The sequence below is a fragment of the Labrys sp. LIt4 genome (assembly GCF_017813775.1).
Classification (GTDB): Bacteria; Pseudomonadota; Alphaproteobacteria; order Rhizobiales; family Labraceae; genus Labrys; species Labrys okinawensis_A.
In genome coordinates, this window is the sequence record NZ_JAGIPY010000040.1 from 1 (window position 1) to 2412 (window position 2412).

Sequence of the window (2412 nt, forward strand, 5' to 3'; positions counted from 1 at the left end):
GTGGGATAGTCCCTGGTGGCGATCCGCCTGACGCGGGCCGAGGGGCCGCCTGCCGGGGCCGATGCCGCAAACACCGCCTCGGCAAGGCAGGCCCAGTTCGCCTCGCCGCTGCCGGCCACATGAAACACGCCGAACAGGGGGGAGTGCGCGGCGTCCTCCCCGACGACCTTCCGGGCGATCTCCAGCAGGGCTCGCGCCAGATCGAGCGCGTAGGTCGGGCAGCCGACCTGGTCGGCGACCACGCCCACCTCCTCGCGCTCGCCGGCGAGCCGCAGCATGGTCTTCACGAAATTCTGGCCATAGGGCGAACAGACCCAGGAGGTCCGGCAGATCACATGGCGCGGATTGGCCGCGGCAACCCGCAGCTCCCCTTCATGCTTGGACGCACCATAGACGCCGAGCGGACAGACCCGGTCCTCCTCGCGATAGGGACGCCGCGCGGTGCCGTCGAAGACATAGTCGGTCGAGACATGCACGATGGGCACGCCCAGCCGCCATGCGGCCTCCCCGACCAGCCCCGCACCGGCGGCATTGACCGCATGGGCCTTCTCCGGCTCGCTCTCGGCCCGGTCGACCGCCGTATAGGCGGCGGCGTTGACGATCACGTCCGCCCCCGATGCCAGGAGCGCCGCCCAAACCCGCGCTGCCTCGGCCAGGTCGAGCTCGGGACGGCCGAGACAGACGACATCCACGCCACAGGACGCGCCAACGGCCCGCAGGGCATGAGCCAATTGCCCTTCCCTGCCCGTCACCACAACACGCACGACAGACCTCCTGGTTCCCGGCCGCCGGAAGGCTCAGGCACTGACCAGCCCCAGCCGTTCGCCGGCATAGACCCCCGAGCGGATCGGGCGCCACCACCAATCATTGTCGAGATACCACTGCACCGTACGCCGGATGCCGCTCTCGAAGGTCTCGGCCGCCGTCCAGCCCAGATCGCTTTCCAGCTTGCTCGCATCGATCGCATAACGCTGGTCGTGGCCCGGGCGGTCCGGCACGAAGGCGATCAGTTCCCGCCGCGGCCGCGAGCCGCCGACAAGGCCGTCCAGGACGTCGCAGATGGTCTCGACGACGGCCAGGTTGCTGCGCTCGCTGCGTCCGCCGACATTGTAGGTCTCGCCCGGCGCCCCTGTGCGGACGATCGTCCACAGGGCGCGGGCGTGGTCCTCCACGAACAGCCAGTCGCGCACATTGCTGCCATCGCCATAGACCGGCAAGCTGCGCCCCTCCAGCGCGTTGAGGATGACGAGCGGGATGAGCTTTTCGGGAAAATGGTATGGGCCGTAATTGTTCGAGCAGTTGGAGATCAGCACCGGCAGGCCATAGGTGCGCATCCAGGCCCGGGCGAGATGGTCGGAGGCCGCCTTGCTCGCCGAATAGGGCGAACTGGGATCATAGCGCGTGGTCTCGGTGAACAGGCCCTCGCTGCCGAGCGAGCCATAGACCTCGTCGGTGGAGACGTGCAGGAAGCGGAACGCGTCGCGCTCGCGGCCCGAAAGCGTGCGCCAATAGCTGCGCGCCGCTTCCAGCAGGGTGTAGGTCCCCACGATATTGGTCTGGATGAAATCGTCGGCGCCGGCGATCGAGCGGTCGACATGGCTCTCCGCCGCCAGATGCATGATCGCCGTCGGGCGGAAGGAATTGATGACCGCGTTCAGCTTCAGCCTGTCGGTGATGTCGCCGCGGATGAAACGATAGTTACGCGAACCGGCGATCGAGCGCAGGGAATGCGGATTGCCGGCATAAGTGAGCTTGTCGAAGTTGAGCACCTCGACATCGCCCTCGCCGACCAGCAGCCGCACCACAGCCGAACCGATGAAGCCTGCGCCGCCAGTGACCAGAACACGCTTCATGCGATGTCTTCCCGTTCGGAGTTATAGGAAAAGTGAGCCGGCAAGTCTTCCAGGAGCGGCAAGGCCAGGTCCTTGGCCGACAGCACGGGCCCCTGCGCCGGCACCGGCCATTCGATGCCGATGGCCGGATCGCTCCACAGGATGCCGCCATCGTCGGCGGGGCTGTAGTAGTTGGTCACCTTGTAGGCGACCAGCGTATCCGGCTCCAAGGTGCAATAGCCATGGGCAAAGCCGACCGGCACCCACAACTGATCGCCATCGATCCCATCCAGGCGCGCCGAAACATGCCGGCCATAGCTCGGCGATCCCTTGCGGATATCGACGGCCACATCGAAGATCGCGCCGCGGATGACGCGGATCAGCTTGCCCTGCGCCATCGGCGAACGCTGGAAATGCAGGCCCCGCAACGTGCCCACAGCACCGGACAAGGCCTCGTTGTCCTGGACGAACCCGACATCCGCCACCTGCTGGCGAAACACGCGCGCGTTGAACACTTCCGAAAAGTAACCACGAGCATCGCCGAAACGCCGCGGACGAACCCGGACAACCTCGGGAATGG

At 66.7% G+C, this 2412-nt stretch carries 3 protein-coding genes; all 3 read right to left on the bottom strand.

Annotation, left to right across the window (positions count from 1 at the left end; all coding sequences use genetic code 11):
• Window positions 1-764, bottom strand: a 764-nt coding sequence (gene rfbD, locus J8I29_RS29570) for a dTDP-4-dehydrorhamnose reductase (protein ID WP_209434409.1), incomplete at its 3' end; no start/stop codon positions are given.
• Between the two features lie 33 nt (window positions 765-797).
• Window positions 798-1853, bottom strand: a complete 1056-nt coding sequence (rfbB, locus tag J8I29_RS29575; RefSeq protein ID WP_209434410.1) for a dTDP-glucose 4,6-dehydratase — start codon at window positions 1851-1853, stop codon at window positions 798-800.
• Window positions 1850-2410: a dTDP-4-dehydrorhamnose 3,5-epimerase gene (rfbC, locus tag J8I29_RS29580; protein ID WP_209434411.1), complete on the bottom strand. Its 561-nt coding sequence runs from the start codon at window positions 2408-2410 to the stop codon at window positions 1850-1852. The genes rfbB and rfbC overlap by 4 nt, the downstream gene beginning before the upstream one ends.
• Window positions 2411-2412 lie beyond the last annotated feature (2 nt).

Coding starts and splice junctions, on each gene's coding strand:
- rfbB (WP_209434410.1), bottom strand. CDS start 1,853: ATGAAGCGTGTTCTGGTCACTGGCGGCGCAGGCTTCATCGGTTCGGCT.